This is a genomic window from Cellulosimicrobium marinum, assembly GCF_020551945.1.
GTDB lineage: Bacteria > Actinomycetota > Actinomycetes > Actinomycetales > Cellulomonadaceae > Cellulosimicrobium > Cellulosimicrobium marinum.
This window is the reverse complement of sequence record NZ_JAJBZH010000003.1, coordinates 576,378-595,576: the sequence shown is the minus strand read 5'-3', so window position 1 is coordinate 595,576 and position 19,199 is coordinate 576,378. Positions and strand designations below refer to the sequence as shown.

16 protein-coding genes and 1 pseudogene are annotated in these 19,199 nt (G+C 72.7%); 15 read left to right on the top strand and 2 right to left on the bottom strand.

Features of this window, described 5'->3' with window-relative positions; all coding sequences use genetic code 11:
• Both LGQ04_RS09875 and LGQ04_RS09870 read right to left on the bottom strand, forming a co-directional pair.
• A pseudogene (locus tag LGQ04_RS09875) lies at positions 1-148 on the bottom strand (transposase); the annotation flags it as partial.
• 82 nt (positions 149-230) lie between these two features.
• On the bottom strand, positions 231-782 hold the full coding sequence (locus LGQ04_RS09870; RefSeq protein ID WP_229243492.1) for an MOSC domain-containing protein: 552 nt from the start codon (positions 780-782) through the stop codon (positions 231-233).
• Positions 783-975: 193 nt separating this feature from the next.
• On the opposite strand from LGQ04_RS09870, the gene LGQ04_RS09865 reads away from it, so the two are divergent.
• The 15 genes from LGQ04_RS09865 (at position 976) to nuoN (ending at position 19,193) form a co-directional block, all read left to right on the top strand.
• The gene (locus LGQ04_RS09865; RefSeq protein WP_229243491.1) at positions 976-2,277 is read left to right on the top strand and encodes a geranylgeranyl reductase family protein; all 1,302 of its coding nucleotides are present in this window, start codon (positions 976-978) and stop codon (positions 2,275-2,277) included.
• Positions 2,278-2,377: 100 nt separating this feature from the next.
• Complete coding sequence (locus tag LGQ04_RS09860; protein ID WP_021481795.1) at positions 2,378-2,740, top strand: NADH-quinone oxidoreductase subunit A; 363 nt, start codon at positions 2,378-2,380, stop codon at positions 2,738-2,740.
• A gap of 50 nt (positions 2,741-2,790) precedes the next feature.
• Positions 2,791-3,342 carry a NuoB/complex I 20 kDa subunit family protein gene (locus LGQ04_RS09855; protein WP_229243490.1) on the top strand — a complete coding sequence of 184 codons (552 nt, stop codon included), beginning with the start codon at positions 2,791-2,793 and terminating at the stop codon, positions 3,340-3,342.
• Positions 3,339-4,112 carry an NADH-quinone oxidoreductase subunit C gene (locus tag LGQ04_RS09850; RefSeq protein WP_372470035.1) on the top strand — a complete coding sequence of 258 codons (774 nt, stop codon included), beginning with the start codon at positions 3,339-3,341 and terminating at the stop codon, positions 4,110-4,112. Before LGQ04_RS09855 ends, LGQ04_RS09850 begins: the two co-directional genes overlap by 4 nt.
• On the top strand, positions 4,109-5,467 hold the full coding sequence (locus LGQ04_RS09845) for an NADH-quinone oxidoreductase subunit D (RefSeq protein WP_229243489.1): 1,359 nt from the start codon (positions 4,109-4,111) through the stop codon (positions 5,465-5,467). The genes LGQ04_RS09850 and LGQ04_RS09845 overlap by 4 nt, the downstream gene beginning before the upstream one ends.
• Positions 5,464-6,471 carry an NADH-quinone oxidoreductase subunit NuoE gene (nuoE, locus tag LGQ04_RS09840; RefSeq protein ID WP_229243488.1) on the top strand — a complete coding sequence of 336 codons (1,008 nt, stop codon included), beginning with the start codon at positions 5,464-5,466 and terminating at the stop codon, positions 6,469-6,471. The genes LGQ04_RS09845 and nuoE overlap by 4 nt, the downstream gene beginning before the upstream one ends.
• Entirely contained in the window at positions 6,468-7,826 is a 1,359-nt protein-coding gene (gene nuoF, locus LGQ04_RS09835) for an NADH-quinone oxidoreductase subunit NuoF (protein WP_229243487.1), read from the top strand. The genes nuoE and nuoF overlap by 4 nt, the downstream gene beginning before the upstream one ends.
• Positions 7,823-10,468: an NADH-quinone oxidoreductase subunit G gene (locus LGQ04_RS09830; RefSeq protein WP_229243486.1), complete on the top strand. Its 2,646-nt coding sequence runs from the start codon at positions 7,823-7,825 to the stop codon at positions 10,466-10,468. Before nuoF ends, LGQ04_RS09830 begins: the two co-directional genes overlap by 4 nt.
• Positions 10,465-11,895: an NADH-quinone oxidoreductase subunit NuoH gene (gene nuoH / locus LGQ04_RS09825; protein ID WP_229243485.1), complete on the top strand. Its 1,431-nt coding sequence runs from the start codon at positions 10,465-10,467 to the stop codon at positions 11,893-11,895. The genes LGQ04_RS09830 and nuoH overlap by 4 nt, the downstream gene beginning before the upstream one ends.
• Complete coding sequence (gene nuoI / locus LGQ04_RS09820; protein ID WP_372470034.1) at positions 11,888-12,604, top strand: NADH-quinone oxidoreductase subunit NuoI; 717 nt, start codon at positions 11,888-11,890, stop codon at positions 12,602-12,604. Before nuoH ends, nuoI begins: the two co-directional genes overlap by 8 nt.
• Positions 12,601-13,506: an NADH-quinone oxidoreductase subunit J gene (locus tag LGQ04_RS09815; protein ID WP_372470033.1), complete on the top strand. Its 906-nt coding sequence runs from the start codon at positions 12,601-12,603 to the stop codon at positions 13,504-13,506. The genes nuoI and LGQ04_RS09815 overlap by 4 nt, the downstream gene beginning before the upstream one ends.
• Positions 13,506-13,805, top strand: coding sequence for an NADH-quinone oxidoreductase subunit NuoK (gene nuoK / locus LGQ04_RS09810; RefSeq protein WP_229243484.1), 300 nt, complete (start codon positions 13,506-13,508; stop codon positions 13,803-13,805). Before LGQ04_RS09815 ends, nuoK begins: the two co-directional genes overlap by 1 nt.
• 13 nt (positions 13,806-13,818) lie before the next feature.
• On the top strand, positions 13,819-15,822 hold the full coding sequence (gene nuoL, locus LGQ04_RS09805; RefSeq protein WP_229243483.1) for an NADH-quinone oxidoreductase subunit L: 2,004 nt from the start codon (positions 13,819-13,821) through the stop codon (positions 15,820-15,822).
• 12 nt (positions 15,823-15,834) lie between these two features.
• Complete coding sequence (locus tag LGQ04_RS09800; protein ID WP_229243482.1) at positions 15,835-17,457, top strand: NADH-quinone oxidoreductase subunit M; 1,623 nt, start codon at positions 15,835-15,837, stop codon at positions 17,455-17,457.
• Positions 17,454-19,193: an NADH-quinone oxidoreductase subunit NuoN gene (nuoN, locus tag LGQ04_RS09795; protein WP_229243481.1), complete on the top strand. Its 1,740-nt coding sequence runs from the start codon at positions 17,454-17,456 to the stop codon at positions 19,191-19,193. Before LGQ04_RS09800 ends, nuoN begins: the two co-directional genes overlap by 4 nt.
• Positions 19,194-19,199: the final 6 nt, after the last annotated feature.

The window sequence follows — 19,199 nt, the reverse complement described above, 5'->3', positions numbered from 1 at the left end:
TCCCACGTCCGGTCGCGCGAGAATCGCGCATGGCGCTTCCACACCGTCCACCACGGGCCGAACCGCTCGGGAAGATCACGCCACGCGACCCCGGTCCGATACCGGTGAACGATCCCCTCCACGCCTGACGATGATCACGCCACGGACGCGACCTGCCCGAGACCCACGGGATGCCCGGCTCGCCCGCGATGCTACCGACCCCCCGCTGTCAGCCTCTCTCCGCCGCCCGATCAGACGGGTTCGAGCGCCACGTGCTCCCCGTCGGGGAGCGTCACGACGACCGGGTCGCCGGTCCGTACCGTCCCGCCCCGGGCGACCACGGACATGACGCCGGCCTTGCGCACGACGCCGCCCGCGCCGTCGGGCACGAGGAGCTGCTTGAGCAGGCCGGGGCGGAAGTCGTTGATCTGCTGGCACGGGTTGCGCAGACCGGTGACCTCGAGCACGACGTCGGGGCCGATCGCGAGGCGCGTGCCGCGCGGCAGGGCGAGGAGGTCGATGCCGCGCGTCGTGACGTTCTCGCCGAGGTCGCCGGGAGCCACGGCGTGCCCTGAGGCGGCGAGCTCGTCGAACAGCTCTGCGTGGATGAGGTGCACCTGGCGGAGGTTGGGCTGCGTGGGGTCGGCGCGGACGCGGCTGCGGTGCTGGACGGTGACGCCCGCGTGGGCGTCGCCGGCGACGCCGAGGCCCGCGACGACCTCGACCCGGTCGACGACCGTCTTGCTGAAGGTGTGCTCTGCGCCCGCCGAGACGGCGAGGACCTGCGGTGCGGGTGGGGTCACGCGCTCATCGTGGGACCAAGGTCACGGATGTGCCAAGAAAGGCACACCTTGCTACACATCGCGCACCGCGTGTGACTAGAGTGACCGTGTCCATTGTGACCGACTTCACAAGGGCAGTGGGTGCGCCGTGCCCCGAGAAGGGCGACGGTGGGCCGACAGGGACGAGCTGGACCGACGACGGCGAGGTGGGGACGTGGGCGCAGGGCGTGACGACGCCGACGTCATCGTCGTGGGCGCGGGGCCCGCGGGGTCGACCGCCGCCCACTACTGCGCCGCGGCCGGGCTCAACGTCCTGCTCCTGGAGAAGTCGGCGTTCCCCCGGGACAAGATCTGCGGCGACGGGCTCACCCCGCGTGCCGTGGCCGAGCTCGTGCGCATGGGCGTCCCGACGCGCGCCGAGGACGGCTGGATCCGCAACGAGGGCCTGCGTGTCGTCGCGACCGGCCGCTCGTGGGAGCTCGCCTGGCCCGACCTCGCGTCGTACCCGAGCTACGGCATGGCGCGCGCCCGCCACTCGTTCGACCGCACGCTCGCCGAGCACGCGCAGCGCACGGGCGCCAAGCTGCTGGAGCGCACCGCCGTCACCGGCCCCGTGCTCGACGAGCGCACCGGCCGCGTCGTCGGCGTCACCGCCCGCCCGGTCGACGACAAGGGCCGCCGCGCGGGCGACGAGGTCACCTACCGCGCGCCCGTCGTCATCGCGGCCGACGGCGTGTCGTCACGCTTCGCGCTCGCGCTCGGCCTCCAGCGCCGCGAGGACCGCCCGATCGGCGTGGCCGTCCGCACCTACTTCCGGACGCCGCGCCACGACGACCCGTGGATGGAGTCCCACCTCGAGCTCTGGGAGGGCGAGCCGAACCGCTCCGCCCTGCTGCCGGGCTACGGGTGGATCTTCGCGCTCGGCGACGGGACCGCGAACGTCGGCCTCGGCTCCGTGAGCTCGACGCCCGCCAAGCAGTCCGCGGCGAACGTCGACTACAAGGACCTCTTCGCGACGTGGATGCGCAACGCGCCCGCCGAGTGGGAGTTCACCGAGGAGAACCAGCTCGGCCCCGTACGCGGCGCGGCGCTGCCCATGGGCTTCAACCGGGCGCCGCTGTACACGCGGGGCGTCCTCCTCGTCGGCGACTCGGGCGGCATGGTCAGCCCGTTCAACGGCGAGGGCATCGCCTACGCCATGCAGGCGGCGCGGACCGCGGCGGACGTCGTCGCGCAGTCCCGCGCGCGCGGCACCGACGCCGCGCGCGAGCGGGCGCTGCAGACCTACCCGCGGGTCATGCGCCGCGAGCTCGGCGGCTACTACACGCTCGGCCGGTACTTTGTGAAGCTCATCGAGCACCCCGAGATCATGCGGATCTGCACGCGGTACGGCCTGCCCCGGCCCGTCGTCATGCGGTTCGTCCTCAAGCTCCTGTCCGACTGCTACGAGCCCCGCGGCGGCGACTGGGTCGACCGCGTCATCGCGGGGCTGACGAGGGTGGTGCCATCGTCATGACCGCACCTGGTGGGCCGGCAAAGGCGTCGGCACTCGCACCACCGGAACGACCCCTCGGGCGCCGCCCGAGGACTTCGAGCCCCCACTCGAGGAGTACGCGATGACCAACCCGTACGTCCCGCTTCTCGTCCTCATGGGTGTGGCCGCCGTGCTCGCCCTCGGCGGCGTCGCCGCGAGCGCGGTGATCGGCCCCAAGCGCTACAACCGCGCCAAGCTGGACGCGTACGAGTGCGGCATCGAACCCACGCCCCACGCCGTCGGCGGCGGGCGCTTCCCCATCAAGTACTACCTCGTCGCGATGACGTTCATCGTGTTCGACATCGAGGTGGTCTTCCTCTATCCGTGGGCCGTCGACTTCGCGACGCTCGCCACGTTCGGGCTCGTCGCGATGCTCGCGTTCCTCGCGCTCATCACCGTCCCGTTCGTCTACGAGTGGCGCCGGGGAGGGCTCGAGTGGGACTGAACCGCACCACCTGTCCGCAGCGCACCGGCACGAGGGACTAGGAGACGACCATGGGGATCGAGGAAGCTCCCTCGGGCTTTCTGCTCACGACCATCGAGGACCTCGCGGGGTACTTCCGCAAGGCGTCGCTGTGGCCCGTGACGTTCGGGCTGGCGTGCTGCGCCATCGAGATGATGGCGGCGGGCGCGTCGCGCTTCGACCTGTCGAGGTTCGGCATGGAGGTGTTCCGCGCGTCGCCGCGCCAGGCGGACCTCATGATCGTCGCCGGGCGCGTCAGCCAGAAGATGGCGCCCGTCGTGCGGCAGGTGTACGACCAGATGAGCGAGCCCAAGTGGGTCCTGTCGATGGGCGTGTGCGCGTCCAGCGGCGGCATGTTCAACAACTACGCGATCGTGCAGGGCGTCGACCACATCGTGCCCGTCGACATCTACCTGCCCGGCTGCCCGCCGCGGCCCGAGATGCTCATCAACGCGATCCTCGCGCTGCACGAGCAGATCGGCGACGAGCCGCTCGGCGCGAACCGCAAGGAGGCGGCGCGTGCCGCCGAGGCCGCGGCGCTCGAGGCGACGCCCACGTTCCAGATGAAGGGTCTGCTCCGGTGAGCGCGGGTCCGGGCGCGGGCACGCCGGTGCCGCAGCCCGAGGAGGTGCCGGGTCCCCGGTCCGCCGGCCTCGTCTCCGGCGCGCACGCCCCGCACACCCTCGAGGTCGTCGAGGTCCGCACGGGCATGTTCGGTGCGCACGGCTCGGGTGACACGTCGGGCTTCGGCGGGCTGGTGCAGCCCGTCGCGATGCCCGGTGCGGCGAGCCGTCCCTACGGCGGGTGGTTCGACGACGTGGTGGACGACCTCGCGGCCGTGCTCGCGGAGTCCGGCACCGCCGTCGCGGACGCGATCGAGTACGTGAGCGTCGACCCGCCGGGCCCGCACGCCGAGCTCACCCTGCACGTGCACCGCGACCACCTCGTCGCGGTGTGCCGGGCGCTGCGCGACGACCAGGACCTGCGCTTCGAGCTGAGCCTCGGCGTGAGCGGCGTGCACTACCCGCACGACGTGGGCCGCGAGCTGCACGCCGTCTACCACCTGACGTCGGTCACGCACGGGCGCCGGCTGCGCCTGGAGGTCGCGGTGCCCGACGCCGACCCGCACGTCCCGTCGACCACGTCGGTCTACCCGACGAACGACTGGCACGAGCGCGAGACGTGGGACTTCTTCGGGATCGTCTTCGACGGACACCCGGCGCTGGCCCGCATCGAGATGCCCGACGACTGGCCGGGCCACCCGCAGCGCAAGGACTACCCGCTGGGCGGGATCCCCGTCGAGTACAAGGGCGCCACCGTGCCCCCGCCGGACACGAGGAGGTCGTACTCGTGAGCACGTACACCCCGCACGCCACCCGCCCCCCGGTCGGCGACTTCGATCCCGGCGTCCCGAGCTTCGAGGCGTCCGGCGGCGACTGGGCGGAGATCGCGGAGAGCGCCGTCGCGGCCGCGGCGCTCGGTGAGGAGCGCATCGTCGTCAACATGGGCCCGCAGCACCCGTCCACGCACGGCGTGCTCCGGCTCATGCTGGAGATCGACGGCGAGACGGTCACCGAGGCGCGGTGCGGCATCGGCTACCTGCACACCGGCATCGAGAAGAACATGGAGTTCCGGACGTGGACGCAGGGCGTCACGTTCTGCACCCGCATGGACTACCTCGCGCCGTTCTTCCAGGAGACGGCGTACTGCCTGGCCGCGGAGAAGCTCCTCGGCATCACCGACGACGTGCCGGAGCGCGCGAGCGTGATCCGGGTGCTGCTCATGGAGCTCAACCGCATCGCGTCGCACCTCGTGTGCCTCGGCACGGGCGGCAACGAGATGGGCGCGACGACGGTCATGACGATCGGCTTCACCGCACGCGAGGAGATCCTCAAGATCTTCGAGGCGATCACGGGCCTGCGCATGAACCACGCGTTCGTGCGGCCCGGCGGCGTCGCGCAGGACGTGCCGCCGGACCTCGTGGCGCAGGTGCGCGAGTCCGAGCCGCTCATCCGGCGCTACCTCGGCCAGCTCGGCGACCTCATGCTCGCGAACCCGATCTTCAAGGGGCGCCTCGTCGGCGTCGGGCACCTCAACCTCGCCGGGTGCATGGCCCTCGGCGTCACCGGTCCGGTGCTCCGCTCGACCGGGCACCCGTACGACGTGCGCAAGGCGGCCCCGTACTGCGGCTACGAGACGTACGACTTCGACGTGCCGACGTCGAGCGGCGCGGACTGCTACGACCGCGTCGTGCTGCGGCTCGAGGAGTGCTACCAGTCGTTGCGCATCGTCGAGCAGTGCCTCGAACGGCTCGAGGCGACCGCCGGGCAGCCCGTCATGGTGGGGGACCGCAAGATCGCGTGGCCCGCGCAGCTCGCGATCGGCTCCGACGGGCAGGGCAACTCGCTGGAGCACATCAAGGAGATCATGGGCACCTCCATGGAGGCCCTGATCCACCACTTCAAGCTGGTCACGGAGGGCTTCCGGGTCCCCGTCGGGCAGGCATGGCAGACCGTGGAGCACCCGCGCGGCGAGCTCGGCGTGCACCTGGTGTCCGACGGCGGCACGCGCCCCTACCGGGCGCACTTCCGCGACCCGTCGTTCAACAACCTCCAGGCCGTGGCCGCGATGTGCGAGGGCGGCCAGGTCGCCGACGTCGTCGTCGCCGTCGCCTCCCTGGACCCGGTGCTGGGAGGGGTGGACCGATGACGACCGACGCAGGCACCACGAACGGCTCGTCCGGGGGCGTGCGCACGCGCCCCGGGTACGACGCCGAGACGCACGCCCGTCTCGCGGCCGACGCCGCGCAGATCGTCTCCCGCTACCCGCAGCCGCGCTCGGCCCTCCTGCCGATGCTGCACCTCGTGCAGTCCGAGGACGGGTACGTGTCGCGCGACGGGATCCTGTTCTGCGCGGAGCAGCTCGACCTCACCGCCGCGGAGGTCTCGGCCGTCGCGACCTTCTACACCCAGTACAAGCGCCACCCCAACGGCACGTACACCGTCGGCGTCTGCACGAACACGCTGTGCGCGATCATGGGCGGCGACGCGATCTTCGACGAGCTGTCCGAGCACCTCGGCGTCGGGCACGACGAGACGACGGACGACGGCGCGATCACCCTCGAACGCGTCGAGTGCAACGCCGCGTGCGACTACGCGCCCGTGATGATGGTCAACTGGGAGTTCTTCGACAACCAGACCCCGCAGTCCGCGACGGACGTCGTGGACCGCCTGCGCACCGGCGAGCCGGTCGCCCCGACGCGTGGCGCCGCGAGCGTGTGCAGCTTCAAGCAGATGAGCCGCGTCCTCGCCGGCTTCTCCGACGGCCGCGCCGACGAGGGCGTCGGCGCGGGCGACCCCACCCTCGTGGGCCTGCGCCTCGCCCGCGAGCGCGGCTGGACCGCCCCCGCGACCGACCAGGGTTCTCCCTCGCCCGACCAGCGCTCTCCCTCGCCGGACCAGAGCTCGCCCGCGCCGGACGGTGAGACGGCCGCGGAGGCGGGGGAGGCCGCCTCCCGCGCCGGTGGTGACGCGGGCGAGCCGGAAGCCGGCGGTGTCACGCCGGAGCCCGGCGAGAAGCAGTCGAGCGCCGAGCGTGAGCCGGTCACCCCGGAGGACACGGCTCCGGGCGGCAAGCCCGGGACGCCGGAGCGCGAGGGTGACGCGTCGAGCCCGGACGAGCGTCCGGCGTCGGGCACGGAGGAGGACGCATGAGCGAGCAGGGCACGACGGTGCGGCCCGACCCGCTGACCCCGGTCCTGTCGGACACGTGGGACGCGGAGCGGTCGTGGACGCTGGCGTCGTACGTTGACCGGGGCGGGTACGCGGGGCTGCGGGCGGCGCTGGCGCAGGAGCCGGCGGCGATCGTGGAGGCGGTGAAGGCGTCGGGCCTGCGCGGCCGTGGCGGCGCGGGGTTCCCGACGGGGATGAAGTGGGGCTTCCTGCCCGCGCCGGACGGCGGTCCGCGGTATCTGGTCGTCAACGCGGACGAGTCGGAGCCGGGGACGTGCAAGGACATCCCGTTGATGATGGCGAGCCCGCAGGCGCTGGTGGAGGGCGTGGCGATCACGTCGTACGCGATCGGCTGCGACCACGCGTTCATCTACGTGCGCGGCGAGGTGCTGCACGTGTACCGGCGTCTGCTGCGGGCGGTGGAGGAGGCGTACGAGGCGGGCTTCCTCGGCAAGGACGTGCTGGGGTCGGGCTTCGACCTGGACGTGACGGTGCACGCGGGTGCGGGGGCGTACATCTGCGGCGAGGAGACGGCGCTGCTGGACTCGTTGGAGGGGTTGCGCGGGCAGCCGCGGCTCAAGCCGCCGTTCCCGGCGGTGGCGGGCCTGTACGCGCGGCCGACGGTGGTGAACAACGTGGAGTCGATCGCGAGCGTCCCGTCGATCGTGGAGCGCGGGGCGGACTGGTTCGCGTCGATGGGGACGGAGCGCTCGGCGGGGTTCGGGCTGTTCTCGCTGTCGGGGCACGTGACGCGGCGGGGGCAGTACGAGGCTCCGCTGGGCACGACGTTGCGCGAGCTGCTGGACATGGCGGGCGGGATGCGCGGCGGGAGGGCGTTGAAGTTCTGGACGCCGGGCGGGTCGTCGACTCCGCTGTTCACCGACGCGCACCTGGACACGCCGCTGGACTACGAGTCGGTGGCGGCGGCGGGGTCGATGCTGGGGACGCGTGCGCTGCAGATCTTCGACGACACCACGTGCGTGGTGCGGGCGGTGAGCCGCTGGACGGACTTCTACGCGCACGAGTCGTGCGGCAAGTGCACGCCGTGCCGCGAGGGGACGTTCTGGATGAAGCAGGTGCTGGGGCGCCTGGAGGCGGGCGAGGGCACGCACGGTGACCTGGACCTGCTGCTGGACACGTGCGACAACATCCTCGGCCGGGCGTTCTGCGCGCTGGGCGACGGCGCGACGTCGCCGGTGACGAGCAGCATCGAGCTGTTCCGTGACGAGTACGAGGCGCACGTGACGGGCCACGGGTGCCCGTTCGACCCGTCCGCGTCGGCGTTGTTCGACCACGCCCCGCGGGCCCGCGCCCTCACGGCAGGAGTGCACCGATGACGACGACGCCGTCCGACGACCAGGTGACGTTCACCCTCGACGACATCGAGATGGCGGTGCCGAAGGGCACGCTGGTCATCCGGGCCGCCGAGCAGGTGGGCATCCAGATCCCGCGGTTCTGCGACCACCCGCTGCTCGCCCCGGCGGGTGCGTGCCGCCAGTGCCTGGTGGAGGTGTCGACGCCGGACCGTGAGGGCAACCTGCGCCCGATGCCGAAGCCGCAGGCGTCGTGCACGCTGGAGGCGACGCCCGGCATGGTCGTGCGGACCCAGCGCACGAGCGCGGTGGCGGACAAGGCGCAGCACGGGATCATGGAGCTGCTGCTCATCAACCACCCGTTGGACTGCCCGGTGTGCGACAAGGGCGGTGAGTGCCCGTTGCAGAACCAGGCGATGAGCAACGGGCGGGCGACGAGCCGTTTCGTGGACGTCAAGCGCACGTTCCCGAAGCCGATCGCGGTGTCGACGGCGATCCTGCTGGACCGGGAGCGGTGCATCCTGTGCCAGCGCTGCACCCGGTTCTCGAAGGAGATCGCGGGGGACGTGTTCATCGACCTGCAGAAGCGGGGTGCGGCGCAGCAGATCGGGCGGTTCGACGAGACGGTGCTGGACTTCGCCCCTCCGGGGGGCGGCGAGCCGGGCGACCGGCCGGTGGGGCTGGCGCTGGAGGACGAGGCGGGGCTGCCGTTCGCGTCGTACTTCTCGGGGAACACGGTGCAGATCTGCCCGGTGGGGGCGCTCACGGGGTCGGCGTACCGGTTCCGGTCGCGGCCGTTCGACCTGGTGTCGACGCCGTCGGTCGCGGAGCACGACGCGTGCGGGAGCGCGATCCGGGTGGACCACCGGCGTGGTGTGGTGCTGCGCCGGCTCGCGGGCGAGGACCCGGTGGTCAACGAGGAGTGGATCACCGACAAGGACCGGTTCGCGTTCACGTGGCAGTCGGCGCCGGACCGGTTGACGCACCCGCTGGTGCGCGACCGCGAGGTGGCGCCCGACGGCTCGGTGTCGCGCGGCGAGCTGCGCCCGGCGTCGTGGGCGGAGGCCCTGGAGGTGGCGGCGCAGGCGCTGGTGCGGGCGCGGGACGCGGGCGGCGTCGGGGTGCTCCCGGGCGGGCGGCTCACGGTCGAGGACGCGTACGCGTACGCGAAGCTCGCGCGGGTGCTGCTGCGCACGAACGACGTGGACCACCGTGCGCGGGTGCACGGCGCGGAGGAGGCCGACTTCCTGGCGCACGCCGTCGCGGGCCACGGGATCGGTGTGACGTTCGCGGAGCTGGAGAAGGCTCCGGCGGTGCTGCTCGTCGGCCTGGAGGCCGAGGAGGAGGCGGGGGTGACGTTCCTGCGGCTGCGCAAGGGCGCGCTGCGGCACGGGGTGCGGGTGTTCTCGCTCGCGCCGTTCGCGTCGCGCGGTCTGCAGCGCATGGAGGGCACGCTGCTCCCGGCCGCGCCGGGCACGGAGGCGGAGTGGCTCGACGGGATCGCGGGCGGTGACCAGGTCCGCACGCTGGACGAGGCGTCGGCCGCGGACGACGCGCTCGCGGCGGCGTCGGACGCGCTGCGCGAGCCCGGGGCGGTGGTCCTCGTGGGCGAGCGCCTGGCCGGGACGCCCGGCGGGTACGCCGCGGTGCTGCGCACGGTGGCGGCGACGGGCGCGCGCCTGGCATGGGTGCCGCGGCGCGCGGGCGAGCGCGGCGGGGTCGAGGTGGGCACCCTGCCGAACCTCCTGCCGGGCGGTCGCCCGGTCGGGGACGCGGCGGCGCGTGCCGACGTCGCGGCGGCCTGGGGCGTGGACGCGGCGGACCTGCCCGACGCCCCGGGGCGCGACGTCTCGGACATGCTCGACGCCCTGTCGGTGGGTCAGCTCGCGGGCGTGCTCGTCGGCGGGCTGGAGCTCGACGACCTGCCGGACCCGGCGCACGCGCGCCGGGCGCTCGCGGCCGCGGGGGTCGTGGTGAGCCTGGAGGTGCGGCGTTCGGCGGTGACGGAGCTGGCCGACGTGGTGCTGCCGGTCGCGCCGCCGGTCGAGCGGCCGGGCTCGTTCTGGAGCTGGGAGGGGCGGTTGCGGCCGTTCCCGGCGGCGCTGGTGTCGACGGCGATGCCGGACCACCGGGTGCTCGACGCGCTCGCGGACGCCGCGGGCGCGACCCTGGGCCTGCCGAGCGTGGACGCGGTGCACGCGGAGCTCGGCCGGCTGGGGCCGTGGGCGGGGGCACGGGTCCCCGCGCCGCAGGTGGCGGCGGCGGAGCCGCCCGAGGTCGAGCCGGGGACGGCGGTGCTGGCGGCCTGGCGGCTGCTCCTGGACGACGGTCGCGGGCAGGACGGCGAGCGGTACCTCGCGGGCACGGCGAAGCGCCCGGTGGCGCGGATGTCGGCGGCGACGGCGGCCGCGGTCGACGTGTTCGACGGCGAGCTCGTGCGGGTCGGCACGGACCGGGGCGCGATCACGCTCCCCGTGGTGGTCACGGACATGGTGGACCACGTGGTGTGGCTGCCGCTGCGCTCGGCGGGCTCGCAGGTGCACGCGACGCTCGGCGCGTCGCCGGGTGACGTGGTGACGCTCGCCGCGGCCGACGTGCCGCAGCCGCAGGTCGCGGGGGCGGCCGCGGAGGGGACCGCACGGACCGACGGAGGGGAGGGCGCATGAGCCTCGTCACGCAGCTCGCGGCGGGCCGGGTGGCGGCCGAGACGCCGGGGGTGCCCGGGATCGCGGCGGACTTCTCGCAGGACAACGGCTGGACGTACCTCGTCAAGGCGGTCCTCATCATCGTGTTCCTGCTCACGAGCGTGCTGCTCGCGATCTGGTTCGAGCGCAAGGTCGTGGCGCGCATGCAGGTGCGCCCGGGGCCGAACTGGCACGGCCCGTTCGGTCTGCTGCAGTCGCTCGCGGACGCGATGAAGCTGCTGCTCAAGGAGGACGTCACCGTCAAGGCGGCGGACAAGTTCGTCTACCTGCTCGCGCCGATGATCTCGGTGTTCTGCTCGCTGCTGGTGTTCGCGGTGATCCCGTTCGGGCCGGAGGTGCGGATCCCGTTCACGGACTACGTGACGCCGGCGCAGCTCACCGACTTCCCCGTCGCGGTGCTGTACATCCTCGCGTGCGCGGCGCTCGGCGTGTACGGGATCGTGCTCGGCGGCTGGTCGTCGGGCTCGACGTACCCGCTGCTCGGCTCGGTCCGCTCGACGGCGCAGGTCATCAGCTACGAGCTCGCGATGGGCCTGTCGCTCGTGTCGGTCTTCATCATGGCGGGGTCGATGTCGACGTCGCAGATCGTCGACTCGCAGACGCCGTTGTGGTGGTTCCTGCCGCTGCTTCCCGCGTTCGTGATCTACGTCATCTCGATGATCGGGGAGACGAACCGCCTCCCGTTCGACCTCCCGGAGGCGGAGGGCGAGCTCGTGTCCGGGTACATGACCGAGTACTCGTCGATGAAGTTCGCGTGGTTCTTCCTCGCGGAGTACATCAACATGCTCAACGTCTCCGCGATCGCGACGACCCTGTTCTTCGGCGGGTGGCGCGCGCCGTGGCCGCTGTCGGCGATCAACGACGGCATGTTCAACGAGGGCTGGTGGCCGATCCTCTGGTTCCTCGTGAAGATGTGGGCCTTCATGTTCGTGTTCGTGTGGGTGCGCGGCACGCTCCTGCGGATGCGCTACGACCAGTTCATGCTCTTCGGCTGGAAGCGGCTCATCCCGTTCGCCCTCGCCTGGGTGGTGCTCCTGTCGGTCGTGCAGGGCGTGCGCCAGTTCGCGGAGGTCGACACGCGCGTCGTCCTCGGCGTGGGGATCGGGCTCGCGCTCCTCGTCGTGGCCGCGACGTGGTTCTGGCCCGACCGCAGGGCCGCCCCGGGCGACCGGGGCCCGTCGGGGCGCGGCGCGGCGTCGGGCACCGGCGCGGCCGGCGAGCCGTTCGACGCGTTCGCGGGCGGGTTCCCCGTCCCGCCGCTGCCCGGCCAGTCGCTGCCGCCGTCCCCGCGCCGTCGTGCCCTGGTGCCCGACGACGCCCGCCCGCCCGGGGGGTCCGGCGCGGCCGGTCCCCGCACGCCCCACGACGAGGAGGTCGACCGTGGCTGACGACCAGCAGCAGGCCGCAGGGGCGGGGGAGTACCGCCCGCTGCGCCCGCAGGCGAAGGGACTGCGCGAGGCGATCGCGCCCGTCGCGGGGTTCGGCGTGACGTTCTCGTCGATGTTCCGCCCGACGGTCACCGAGCAGTACCCGCGCCGCAAGCACGCGCCGAAGCCGCGCTACCACGGTCGCCACCAGCTCAACCGGTACGCCGACGGGCTGGAGAAGTGCATCGGGTGCGAGCTGTGCGCGTGGGCGTGCCCCGCGGACGCGATCTACGTCGAGGGCGCGGACAACGCGGACCTGCCCGACGGGGGTCACATGTCGCCCGGCGAGCGGTACGGCCGCGTCTACCAGATCAACTACCTGCGCTGCATCTTCTGCGGGCTGTGCATCGAGGCGTGCCCGACGCGCGCGCTGACGATGACGAACGAGTACGAGCTCGCGGGGCCGACGCGCGCCGGGATGATCTGGGAGAAGCAGGACCTGCTCGCCCCTCTGCACGAGAGCATGCTCGCCGGCCCGCACCCGATGGTGCCCGGCACGACGGACACGGAGTACTACCGCGGGGAGGTGAGCGGCCCGGTGGCCGAGCAGGTGGACTGGGTGCGCGAGCACCGCCCGGACGACCCGACGCTGCCGCCCGAGCCCGAGGGCCCGCCGCCCGAGGTGCGCCGCGTCGAGCACGCCCCGCGCGGACGGAAGGGTGCCCGGTGACCGCGAGCACGGGTGAGGCGGTCCTGTTCTGGGTCCTCGCCCCCCTCATGGTCCTCGCCGCCCTGTCGCTGCTGTTCGCGCGCAAGGCGGTGCACGCGGCGATCGCCGTCATGTTCGTCATGGTCGACCTCGCGATCCTCTACATCGCGCAGGAGGCGTCGTTCCTCGGCGTCGTCCAGGTCGTCGTGTACACGGGCGCGGTGATGATGCTGTTCCTCTTCGTGCTCATGCTCGTCGGGGTCGACGCGTCCGACTCGCTCGTCGAGACGATCCGCGGCCAGCGGTGGATCGGCGTGCTGCTGGGCCTCGGCCTGGGCGCGGTGCTCGTCGGTGTCGTCACGCAGGCGACCTTCCCTCCCGCCGTCGGGCTCGCCGCGGCGAACGAGGCGACGAACCCCGTCGCGCTCGCGCGCGTGCTGTTCGCCGACTACGTGTTCGCGATGGAGGTCGTCGGCGTCCTGCTCATCACCGCGGCCGTGTCGGCGCTCGTGCTCACGCACCGGCGCCGCCTCGTGCCGAAGGTGGGGCAGCGCGAGCACGCCGACGCGAAGGTCGCGGCGCTGCCGTCCGGCGGACGGCTGACCCCGCTCGCGGCGCCGGGCGTGTACGCGCAGAACAACGCGATGGACACCCCGGCGCTCGACCCGCAGGGCAGGCCCATCGAGGAGTCGGTGTCGCGCATCCTGCGCATCCGCGGTCAGGAGCGCTCGGCGACGACGATCCTCGCGGCCGAGCGGGAGGTGCTCACCGAGCACGAGCCGACGCGCCCGCTGCCCGCCCTGCGGGCGGACGACGCCAACGAGCGCGTGGTGCAGGCGGAGCCGGCGGACGCGCCGCCCGCGGGCGAGGTCGGCGGGCCGGACGACCCGGGCAGGGCGCGCGTCCCGGGAGGGGAGGACTGATGGAGATCACGAACTACCTCGTCCTCGCGACGATCCTGTTCTCGATCGGTGCCGCGACGGTCCTGCTGCGCCGCAACGCGATCATCGTGTTCATGGGCGTGGAGCTCATGCTCAACGCCACGAACCTCGCGCTCGTGACGTTCGCGCGCATCCACGGCGACGTCACGGGCCAGGTGCTCGCGTTCTTCGTCATGGTGGTCGCGGCGGCCGAGGTGGTCGTGGGGCTCGCGATCATCGTGTCCATCTTCCGCACGCGTCGGTCCGCCTCGGTCGACGACGTCAACCTGCTGAAGAGCTGAGAGGCCGGCACCGATGACGATGCTCCTTCCGCTCGAGACGACGGTCGTGCCCGCGAGCACGACCGTGCCCGGGCCGTTCCTCGCCGCGCCGCTGCTGGTCGTGCTCCCGCTGCTCGGCGCGGCGGTCCTCCTGCTCGCGGGTCGCCGCAGCGACCGCTGGGGCGCGTGGTTCGGCGTGGCGATGTCGGGCGCCGCCTTCCTCGTCGGCGCGTGGGTGTTCCTGTCGATGCTGGCGCTGCCCGTCGACGAGCGCGTCGTCGACCACCGCCTCTTCGACTGGATCGCGGCGGGCGGCCTCGACCTGGCCGTCGGGCTGCGCATCGACCCGCTGTCGATGACGTTCGTGCTGCTCGTGACGTTCGTCGGGACGCTCATCCACGTGTACGCGGTCGCGTACATGGCGCACGACACCGACCGGCGCCGGTTCTTCGCCTACCTCAACCTGTTCGTCGCGGCGATGCTCGTGCTCGTCCTCGCGGACTCCTACCTGCTGCTGTTCGTCGGGTGGGAGGGCGTGGGCCTCGCGTCGTACCTGCTCATCGGGTTCTGGAACCACCGCCGCGACTACGCGGTCGCGGCGAAGAAGGCGTTCGTCATGAACCGGGTGGGCGACCTCGGGCTGATCGTCGCGCTCATGCTCATGTTCGCGACGTTCGGCGCGGTCGACTTCACGACGGTGTTCGCGCAGGCGCCCGAGGCGTCGACGGCGCTGCTCACCGCGACCGGTCTCGCGCTCCTGCTCGCGGCGTGCGGCAAGTCCGCGCAGTTCCCCCTGCAGGCGTGGCTCGGGGACGCCATGGCCGGCCCGACGCCGGTCTCGGCCCTCATCCACGCGGCGACGATGGTCACGGCGGGCGTCTACCTCGTCGTCCGGTCGGCGCCGGTCTTCGAGGGCGCGCCGACCGCGCAGCTCGTCGTGGTGATCGTCGGCGCGGTGACCCTGATCTTCGGGGCGGTCGTCGGCTGCGCAAAGGACGACATCAAGAAGGCGCTCGCCGCCTCGACCATGTCGCAGATCGGGTACATGATCCTCGCCGCGGGCCTCGGCCCGGTCGGGTACGCGTTCGCGATCTTCCACCTCGTCACGCACGGCTTCTTCAAGGCGGGCATGTTCCTCGGCGCCGGGTCGGTCATGCACGGCATGGACGACCAGGTCGACATGCGGCGCTTCGGCGGGCTGTCGCGGTACATGAAGGTCACGTTCGTGACGTTCGGGCTCGGCTGGCTGGCGATCCTCGGGATCCCGCCGTTCTCGGGCTTCTGGAGCAAGGACAAGATCATCGAGGCCGCGTTCGTGCCCGTGGACGGCGAGCCGTGGCGCGCCTGGGTGTTCGGCGGCGCGGCCCTGGTCGGCGCGGGCATCACCGCGTTCTACATGTCGCGCCTGTTCTTCATGACGTTCGCGGGTCGCCGCCGCTGGAACGACGGGCGCGGGTCGGTCGACGGCATCGGGTCCCAGGACGGTCCCGTGCGCCACCCGCACGAGTCCCCGGGGCTCATGACGTGGCCGATGATCGTCCTCGCCGTCGGCTCCGTCGCGCTCGGCGGCCTCCTCGCCGCGGGCTCGCGGTTCGTCACGTGGCTCGAACCGGTGACCGGGCACGCGGAGCACCACGAACCGGTCCTGCCGGTGTGGTCGCTCGTCACGCTCACGCTCCTGCTCGTCGCCGTGGGCGTCGCGCTCGCGTGGCGGCAGTACGCGATGTCCTCCGTGCCGGTCCGCGCCCCGCGCGGCACCGCGCTCACCCGGGCGGCGCGCCGCGACCTCTACCAGGACGACGTCAACGAGACCGTCTTCATGCGGCCCGGCCAGTACCTCACGCGCTCCCTCGTCTACGCCGACAAGGAGATGGTCGACGGCGGGTGGCTCGGCCTCGCCGGGCTCGTCGGCCGGGCGGGCGAGTGGTTGCGCGGCTGGCAGAACGGCTACGTGCGCTCCTACGGCGCGACCATGCTCGGCGGCCTCGTCGTGATCGCCGCCGTCGTCCTCGCCCTGACCACCGGCACCGCGAGCTGAGGAGAGACCCTGATGAACAGCGTTCCCTGGCTCACCCTCCTCGTCGCGTGGCCCGTCGTCGGTGCCGCCGCGGTGTGGCTCACGGCCGCGGCCCGCACGCGCGGCGTCGGCTCCGGCGCGCTGAACGCCGTGCGCGGTCTCGCGCTCACCGCCGCCCTCGTCGAGGTGGTCCTCCTCGTGTGCGCGTTCGCGGCGTTCGACACGTCGGCGGCCGGCGCCCACCAGCTCACCGAGACGTATGCGTGGATCCCGCAGATCGGCGCGAGCTACGCGGTCGGTGCGGACGGCGTGGCGCTCGCGCTCGTCGCGCTCGCCGTGGTGCTCGTCCCGCTCGTCGTGGGCGCGGCGTGGAAGGAGCAGGACGGCGACGTGCGCCGCCTGCGCCACTACCTGGCCCTCGTGCTGCTCCTCGAGGCGTTCATGGTCGCCGTGTTCGTCGCGCGCGACGTGTTCCTCTTCTACGTCCTCTTCGAGGCCATGCTCATCCCGGTCTACTTCATGATCGGCGGGTTCGGCGTCGGGACGCGGCGCCGGTACGCGGCGGTGAAGTTCCTGCTGTTCTCGCTCGCCGGCGGTCTGGTCATGCTCGCCGCCGTCATCGCCCTCTACGTCCAGGTCCCCGTGGACCCGCTGACGGGCGCGCGCCCGGACGACGCGTTCCTCACGGCGAACCTCGTGGAGACGTTCGCCGCGAACCCGATGCCCGTCACGACGGAGCGCCTGCTGTTCCTCGGGTTCTTCCTCGCCTTCGCCATCAAGGCGCCGCTCTTCCCCGTGCACACGTGGCTTCCCGACGCCGCCCAGCACGCCCCCGCGGGCACGTCCACCCTGCTCGTGGGCGTGCTGGACAAGGTCGGCACGTTCGGGATGCTCACGCTGTGCCTCCCGCTCTTCCCGAGCGCGAGCGCATGGGCCGCACCGGTCGTCGTCGTCCTCGCGGTCGTGTCGATCCTCTACGGGGCGCTCATGGCGATCGGGCAGACCGACCTCATGCGGCTGATCGCGTACACCTCGGTGTCGCACTTCGGGTTCATCGTGCTCGGCATCTTCGCGTTCACGTCGCTGAGCGTCGCCGGGTCGTCGCTGTACATGGTCAACCACGGCATCTCGACGGGGGCGCTGTTCCTCCTCGCGGGCTTCCTCGTGGCGCGCCACCCGGAGCGCTCGCAACGCCTCACGGACTACGGCGGGCTGCAGAAGGTGGTCCCGGTCCTCGCGGGGACGTTCCTCGTGGCGGGCCTGTCCGCGCTGTCCCTGCCCGGCCTGTCGACGTTCGTCAGCGAGATCATGGTCCTGCTCGGCACGTTCGCGCGCAGCCCCTGGGCCGCGCTCGTCGCCGTGCTCGGCGTCGTCCTCGCCGCGCTCTACGTGCTGCTCACGTACCAGAAGGTCTTCACCGGGCGGACGCACGAGGGCCTCGACGAGCTCCCCGACCTGACCGGCCGCGAGAAGTGGGTCGCGGCGCCGCTGCTCGCCCTCCTGCTGGTCCTCGGGTTCTACCCAGCCCCCGCGCTCGACCTCGTGCGCGAGCCCGCGCAGGTCACGCTGTCCGACCTCGCGCCCGCGGGCGTCGAGGACCCGCCGAGCGACGACCCGTTCCGCACGCGCACCACCGGAGAAGGGAGCGAGTCGTGAACGGCTCCTTCGTGGCCCCCACGGTCGACTGGGTCTACCTGGTCCCGATCCTCGTCGTGCTCGGCGCGGGCGTCGTCGGCGTGCTCGTCGAGGCGTTCGTGCCGGCACGGGCGCGGCGCACCACGCAGGTCGTGCTCGCGCTGGGTGCCACCGCGGCGTCGTGCGCGGCGGTCGTGTGGCTCTGGGGCGACCCCGCCCTCGCGGGGGACGGCGGCGGGGCTGCCGGGGTCCGGGTCCTCGGCGGGTCGCTCGTCGTCGACCACTTCGGCCTCGCGGTCCAGGGGACGGTGGCCGTCCTCGCGTTCCTCGCGCTGCTCGTCATCGCGGACCGCACCTCGACCGGCCAGGACGCGTTCGCGCCGACGGCCGCGGCCGTGCCCGGCTCGCCGTACGAGGACCTCGCGCGGCGCAAGGGCCTCGAGCAGACCGAGGTCTACCCGCTCGTGCTGTTCGCCGTGGGCGGCATGATGATCTTCCCGTCCACCGGGAACCTGCTCGTCCTGTTCGTCGCGCTCGAGGTGCTGTCCCTGCCGTTGTACGTGCTCTCGGCGATGGCGCGGCGACGGCGCCTGCTCTCGCAGGAGGCGTCGTTCAAGTACTTCCTGCTCGGTGCCTTCGCGTCCGCCCTGCTGATCTTCGGCGTCGCCCTGATCTACGGCTACGCGGGCTCCGTCGACCTCGCGCGCATCCAGCAGGTGATCGCGACGGGCGAGACGCCGGTCGCCGACATGACCGGGCTCGTCCTCGTCGGTCTCCTGCTGGTGCTCGCGGGCCTGCTCTTCAAGGTGGGTGCGGCGCCGTTCCACGCGTGGACGCCCGACGTCTACCAGGGCGCCCCGACGCCGGTCACGGGCTTCATGGCCGCGTGCACCAAGGCCGCGGCGTTCGGCGCGCTCCTGCGGGTGCTGTACTCCGTGTCGATCGGCCTCGTGTACGGGGCGCCGGACGTGCGCGAGCACCTGTTCGTCGCGCTGTGGGTCGTGGCGCTGCTGACGATGGTCGTCGGGACCGCCGTCGGCGCCGTGCAGACCGACGTCAAGCGCCTCCTCGCGTACTCGTCGATCGCGCACGCCGGCTTCATCCTCGTGGGCGTCGTCGGCTTCAACCAGCTCGCGCTGCGCGCCACCGTGTTCTACCTCCTCGTGTACGGCCTCGCGACGGTGGGGGCGTTCGCCGTCGTCACGCTCGTGCGGGAGAAGGCGCCGGCGCGGGTCCCGGCCCTCGTCGGGGCGGCGGCCTCCACCACCACCGACGCGCAGACCCCCGACAACCCGTCGGACGCGGGGCCCGACGACGGCGCCGTGCTCGGCGAGGCCACGCACCTCGCGCAGTGGGCGGGCCTCGGGCGGCGCAGCCCGTGGCTCGCGGGGACGTTCGCCCTGTTCCTGCTGTCCATGGCCGGGATCCCCCTCACGGCGGGTTTCATCGCGAAGTTCAGCGCCTTCGGGGCCGCGATCGCCGGACCGGACGTGCAGGGCGGCGGCTCGACGTGGGTCCTCGCCGTGGTCGGTGTCCTGGCGTCCGCCGTGGCGGTGTTCTTCTACGTCCGCATCATCGTGCTGATGTTCTTCACCCCGTCCGCTGACCCGCAGGACGGGCCCGCGGTGACGGTCGTCCGGTCCACCGGGCCGACCACCGTGGCGATCGCCGTCTGCGCGCTCGGGGTGCTCGTCCTGGGCGTGTTCCCCTCTCCGGTTCTCGATCTGGCGGCCCAGGCGGTTAAGTTCGTCCCGTGACCTCCG

Bases quoted from the DNA above. Each gene is read 5' to 3' on its own strand.
- nuoK (WP_229243484.1), top strand. From the start codon at position 13,506: ATGGAGATCACGAACTACCTCGTCCTCGCGACGATCCTGTTCTCGATC.
- LGQ04_RS09800 (WP_229243482.1), top strand. From the start codon at position 15,835: ATGAACAGCGTTCCCTGGCTCACCCTCCTCGTCGCGTGGCCCGTCGTC.
- nuoF (WP_229243487.1), top strand. From the start codon at position 6,468: ATGAGCGAGCAGGGCACGACGGTGCGGCCCGACCCGCTGACCCCGGTC.
- nuoE (WP_229243488.1), top strand. From the start codon at position 5,464: ATGACGACCGACGCAGGCACCACGAACGGCTCGTCCGGGGGCGTGCGC.
- LGQ04_RS09830 (WP_229243486.1), top strand. From the start codon at position 7,823: ATGACGACGACGCCGTCCGACGACCAGGTGACGTTCACCCTCGACGAC.
- nuoL (WP_229243483.1), top strand. From the start codon at position 13,819: ATGACGATGCTCCTTCCGCTCGAGACGACGGTCGTGCCCGCGAGCACG.
- LGQ04_RS09855 (WP_229243490.1), top strand. From the start codon at position 2,791: ATGGGGATCGAGGAAGCTCCCTCGGGCTTTCTGCTCACGACCATCGAG.
- LGQ04_RS09860 (WP_021481795.1), top strand. From the start codon at position 2,378: ATGACCAACCCGTACGTCCCGCTTCTCGTCCTCATGGGTGTGGCCGCC.
- nuoH (WP_229243485.1), top strand. From the start codon at position 10,465: ATGAGCCTCGTCACGCAGCTCGCGGCGGGCCGGGTGGCGGCCGAGACG.